Raw genomic sequence first — 5,489 nt, 5'->3', positions numbered from 1 at the left:
GCTTGGCATCGAACAGCCAGCAGGCTTCGATCAACTCAAGCCCCTTGTTCATCATGCTGGCCGAGTCAACGGAGATTTTTCGCCCCATGGACCAGTTCGGGTGCGCACAAGCCTGATCGGGAGAAACATGCGCCAGTTCAGCTATTGGCGTCTGCCGGAACGGACCGCCGGAAGCTGTCAGCAGAATCCGACGCACACCGACCGCCTCAAGGCCACGGGCATAATCCAGCGGCATGCACTGAAAAATCGCGTTGTGCTCGCTATCGATCGGCAGCAACACCGAACCGCTCTTGCGCACCGCCTGCATAAACAGCGCGCCGGACATGACCAGTGCTTCTTTATTGGCCAGGAGGATCTTCTTGCCAGCCTCGACCGCCGCCAGTGTCGGGCGCAATCCCGCTGCACCGACGATGGCCGCCATGACCGTATCGACTTCCGGATCGGAAGCGACCTGACACAAACCTTCCTCACCCACCAGAACTCGAGTCGAAAGACCTGCCGCGCGCAAATCATCCTGCAGGGTGCGGGCAGCCGCGACCTCAGGCACCACAGCATATCGCGGGACATGGCGCACACAGAGCGCCAGCAATTCACTCAAGCGGGTGAAGCCACTCAAGGCAAAGACCTGATAACGGTCAGGATGGCGAGCGATGACGTCGAGCGTACTCAGGCCAATCGAGCCGGTCGCACCCAGCACGGTAATCTGTTGCGAGCGGCTCATGGGGCCGCCATCCACAGCAGCACGGCAAATACCGGAATCGCTGCAGTCAGGCTGTCGATACGATCCAGCACGCCGCCGTGCCCCGGAAGCAGATTGCTGCTGTCCTTGATCCCTGACTGGCGCTTGAACATGCTCTCAGTGAGGTCGCCCACCACCGAAATGAACACGATCAGCGCGGCACCGATCAGCCCTTTGAGCAGCTCGGCCACCGTCCAGTCGCGCACCAGGGCAACCATTGCGGTAATCACCAGGCTCAACGCCAGACCACCGTACACGCCTTCCCAGCTCTTGCCCGGACTGACCTGCGGTGCGAGCTTGCGCTTGCCGAAAGCACGACCAGAGAAGTAGGCGCCAACATCGGCCCCCCAGACCAACACCATCACCGCCATGATCAGCCAGTTACCCAGCGGGTATTGTTTGATCTGCACCAGACCTTGCCAGGCCGGCAGGAGAATCAACAGGCCGATCACCAACCTGGTCGCCGCATTGGACCAATGCTCACTCGAATGCGGATAGGTCAGCACCAGATACGTCGCCACCACCCACCACAACACCGAAGCACCCAATACCCAAGGCGCGAGGCCGGGCAGGATGTACATGAGGAACAGCATCAATGCGACCACAACGGCATAGCCGACGCGGAACACCTGACCGGCAAAACCCGCCAGGCGCGCCCACTCCCAGGCACCAAGGGTTACGACCAGACCGATGAACAGTGCAAAACCGGAACCTTCAAGCAGGAAAAACCCGCACAGGGCAATCGGCAGCAGGATCAGCGCGGTGATGATTCGTTGTTTAAGCATTAAACCCGGGCTCCAGCCTCGACCTGCTCGCTCGTTTTACCGAAGCGGCGCTGGCGGGAAGCGAAATCGGCCAGCGCATTGCGCATGGCATCGTGTTTGAAGTCCGGCCAGAACAGGTCGGAAAAATACAACTCGGCATAGGCCAGTTGCCAGAGCAGGAAGTTGCTGATGCGGTGCTCGCCACCGGTACGGATACACAGGTCCGGCAACGGCAGGTCGCCCGTGACCAGGCAGGTCTGCAGCAGATCAGGCGTGATGTCTTCGGGACGCAAGTGCCCGGCCTGAACTTCTCGCGCCAGTCGCTGCGCAGCTTGCGCGATATCCCACTGACCGCCGTAATTGGCGGCGATCTGCAGGATAAAGCGATTGGCGCCGACCGTCATGGCCTCGGCTTCACGCATGGCAGCCTGCAGCTCCGGATGAAAACGCGAGCGGTCACCAATGATGCGCAGGCTGATGTTGTTGTCGTTGAGGCGCWTGGCCTCACGACGCAGTGCCCTGAAGAACAGATCCATCAAGGCGCTGACCTCATCGGCCGGACGCTGCCAGTTCTCGCTGGAAAAGGCGAACAGGGTCAATACTTCGACCTTGGCCTCGGCACAAACCTCAATGACCGCACGTACCGCATCCACACCCGCTTTATGCCCGGCGACACCCGGCATAAAGCGCTTCTTCGCCCAGCGATTGTTACCATCCATGATAATCGCGACATGGCGCGGCACCGCGGACGGTGCAGTCTGCTTGGTCTTTTCCATGAAAACGCGACCCTTATACGGCCATCAGGTCTTTTTCTTTCTCTGCCAGCTTCGCGTCGATTTCGGCCACGAACTTCTTGGTCAGATCATCGATCTCGCCAGTGGCGCGACGCTCTTCGTCTTCGCTGATTTCTTTTTCCTTGACCAGATCCTTGAGCTGGCTGTTGGCATCACGACGGATGTTGCGCACGGCAACACGGGCATCTTCAGCAACGTCGCGAGCCTGCTTGGTGAAACCACGACGGGTTTCTTCAGTCAGTGCAGGCATGCTGATCAGCAGCAGCTCGCCGAGGTTGGTCGGGTTCAAGTTCAGACCAGCACTGCCGATCGCCTTGTCGACAGCACCCAGCATGTTGCGCTCGAAAGCGACGACTTGCAGGGTACGGGCGTCCTTGACGGTGATGTTGGCCACTTGCTTGATCGGGGTGTCGGCGCCGTAGTACGGCACCATCACGCCTTCCAGGATGCTCGGGTGCGCCTGGCCGGTACGAATACGACCAAAATTGTGCGCCAGCGATTCCACGGACTTCTGCATGCGCTCTTTAGCGTCTTTCTTGATTTCGTTGATCATTGTTGGCCTTCCTCGATCAGGGTTCCTTCAGCGCCACCATGCACGATGTTCAGCAGGGCGCCGGGCTTGTTCATGTTAAATACGCGTAGCGGCATCTTGTGGTCGCGGCACAGGCAAATGGCCGTCAGATCCATCACACCCAGCTTGCGATCCAGCACTTCATCGTAGGTCAGATGATCGAACTTCTCGGCATGCGGGTCTTTGAACGGGTCAGCGGTGTAGACGCCATCGACCTTGGTCGCCTTGAGCACGACATCGGCATCGATTTCGATTGCACGCAGGCAGGCAGCCGAATCCGTCGTAAAGAACGGGTTACCCGTACCGGCCGCGAAAATCACCACTTCCTTGGAATTCAAGTGGCGCATGGCCTTGCGGCGATCGTAGTGATCGGTCACGCCTACCATGGAAATGGCCGACATCACGATGGCCGAGATATTGGCACGTTCCAGCGCGTCGCGCATTGCCAGGGCGTTCATCACAGTGGCCAGCATGCCCATGTGGTCGCCGGTAACCCGATCCATGCCCGCCGCGCTGAGCGCCGCGCCGCGGAACAGGTTGCCACCACCGATGACCAGACCGACCTGAACACCGATGCCGACCAGTTGGCCAACTTCCAATGCCATGCGATCCAGAACTTTCGGGTCGATCCCGAACTCTTCCGAGCCCATCAGGGCCTCGCCGCTAAGCTTGAGTAGAATGCGTTTATAGCGAGCCTGATAACCACTGCCCTGCTGAGCCATTGCGAATCTCTCCTGCGGCGTATTTTAAAAATTCTTTGCGAGCTGTTTACAGCTGGCGTTCAATCTAGCTTGGCGCTGCTTCAGCGCCATCGGAACATGGCTTTGTAAGCCAGTTCCAAAAGGAAACCAAATAAAAATTGGCGCCCCATCTGAAAAGAGGCTGCGCGCGTGAGCGGGCAGCCTCTTCTGGGCGACAGTTAAAAAACCGTCTTATTGCTTGGCGGCAGCCAGCTGGGCAGCAACTTCTTCTGCGAAGTTGTCCACTGGCTTCTCGATGCCTTCGCCTACTTTGAAGTAAGTGAAGGAAACGATTTCAGCGCCGGCTTTCTTGGCCAGGTCGCCGACCTTGATTTCAGGGTTCTTGACGAAAGCCTGCTCAACCAGGCTGGCTTCGGCCAGGAACTTGCTGATACGGCCTTTGACCATGTTTTCAACGATGTTTTCCGGCTTGCCGGCGATCTTGTCAGCGTTCAGCGTCAGGAACACGCCTTTCTCGCGCTCGATCGCTTCAGCGGAAACTTCCGATGGCAGCAGGAATTCAGGATTGGTAGCCGCTACGTGCATAGCGATGTCCTTGGCCAGCTCAACACTGCCGCCTTTCAGGACAACTGCAACACCGATCTTGTTGCCGTGCAGGTAGCCACCGACAACGTCACCTTCAACGCGTGCCAGACGACGGATATTGACGTTTTCGCCAACCTTGCCGACCAGTACCAGGCGAGCAGTTTCTTGAGCTTCGATCAGCGGAGCAACATCAGTCAACTTGTCGGCGAACGCTTTTTCAACGCTTGCTGCAACAAATTCCTTGAAGTCGTCCTGCAGGGCCAGGAAGTCGGTCTGCGAGTTCACTTCCAGCAGAACGGCGGATTTACCGTCTTCCTTCAGAGCGATAGCACCTTCAGCGGCAACGTTGCCGGCTTTCTTGGCAGCCTTGATGGCGCCCGAAGCGCGCATGTCATCAATGGCTTTCTCGATGTCGCCGCCAGCCTTGGTCAAGGCCTTTTTGCAGTCCATCATGCCTTCGCCGGTACGCTCGCGCAGTTCTTTGACCAACGCTGCAGTAATCTCTGCCATTTCAAATTCCTCTTGGATAGGTTTTCAACCATTCCACCCGATCGAACGGGCGATCAATTCTTCCCGAACCACCCTTGTTAGCTGCCGCACGTTACAGATAGAGCAGTGGGCGCCGACAAATGGTTTTCGAGGTGGCAAAAAGGGGGCCAAGCCCCCTTTTTGCTTACTGAGTCAACGCCAGGGCGTCAATTACTCAGCTGCAGCCTGAGTTTCTTCAGCTGCGAACTCAACGGTGCCGCCGGCAACGTTGTTGCGACCGCGGATGACAGCGTCAGCCATCGAACCCATGTACAGCTGGATAGCGCGGATTGCGTCATCGTTGCCTGGGATGATGTAGTCAACGCCTTCCGGGCTGCTGTTGGTATCGACTACGCCGATAACCGGGATGCCCAGCTTGTTGGCTTCGGTGATCGCGATGCGCTCGTGATCAACGTCGATAACGAACAGAGCGTCTGGCAGACCGCCCATGTCCTTGATACCACCCAGGGAACGATCCAGCTTTTCCAGGTCACGGGAGCGCATCAGCGCTTCTTTCTTGGTCAGCTTGGCGAAAGTACCGTCTTCGGCTTGAACTTCAAGGTCACGCAGACGCTTGATGGAAGCACGGATGGTTTTGAAGTTGGTTAGCATGCCGCCCAACCAGCGGTGATCGACGTACGGCGAACCGCAACGTGCTGCTTCTTCAGCAACGATCTTGCCAGCGGAACGCTTGGTGCCGACGAACAGAATCTTGTTTTTGCCCTGGGCCAGACGCTCTACGAAAGTCAGAGCTTCGTTGAACATTGGCAGGGTTTTTTCAAGGTTGATGATGTGGATCTTGTTACG

6 protein-coding genes and 1 pseudogene are annotated in these 5,489 nt (G+C 57.8%); all 7 read right to left on the bottom strand.

Features of this window, described 5'->3' with window-relative positions; genetic code table 11:
* Positions 1-721 (bottom strand): annotated as a pseudogene (locus ACXRVY_RS15765) (1-deoxy-D-xylulose-5-phosphate reductoisomerase); the annotation flags it as partial.
* A complete protein-coding gene (locus ACXRVY_RS15760) occupies positions 718-1,524 on the bottom strand; it encodes a phosphatidate cytidylyltransferase (protein ID WP_223458383.1) in 807 nt (268 codons plus the stop codon). The pseudogene ACXRVY_RS15765 and the gene ACXRVY_RS15760, both read right to left, overlap by 4 nt.
* On the bottom strand, positions 1,524-2,279 hold the full coding sequence (gene uppS, locus ACXRVY_RS15755) for a polyprenyl diphosphate synthase (protein ID WP_458237715.1): 756 nt from the start codon (positions 2,277-2,279) through the stop codon (positions 1,524-1,526). Before uppS ends, ACXRVY_RS15760 begins: the two co-directional genes overlap by 1 nt.
* Positions 2,280-2,292: 13 nt before the next feature.
* Entirely contained in the window at positions 2,293-2,850 is a 558-nt protein-coding gene (gene frr, locus ACXRVY_RS15750; RefSeq protein WP_108216657.1) for a ribosome recycling factor, read from the bottom strand.
* Entirely contained in the window at positions 2,847-3,590 is a 744-nt protein-coding gene (pyrH, locus tag ACXRVY_RS15745; RefSeq protein ID WP_003189161.1) for a UMP kinase, read from the bottom strand. The genes frr and pyrH overlap by 4 nt, the downstream gene beginning before the upstream one ends.
* 210 nt (positions 3,591-3,800) lie before the next feature.
* Positions 3,801-4,664, bottom strand: a complete 864-nt coding sequence (gene tsf / locus ACXRVY_RS15740; protein WP_223458378.1) for a translation elongation factor Ts — start codon at positions 4,662-4,664, stop codon at positions 3,801-3,803.
* A gap of 189 nt (positions 4,665-4,853) precedes the next feature.
* Positions 4,854-5,489: 30S ribosomal protein S2 (rpsB, locus tag ACXRVY_RS15735; RefSeq protein ID WP_458237714.1), on the bottom strand; the 636-nt coding region annotated here is incomplete at its 5' end.

The sequence above is a fragment of the Pseudomonas sp. P5_A2_2 genome (assembly GCF_054177685.1).
The sequence above is the reverse complement of the archived record's forward strand: the minus strand, read 5'-3'. Positions and strand labels throughout refer to the sequence as shown.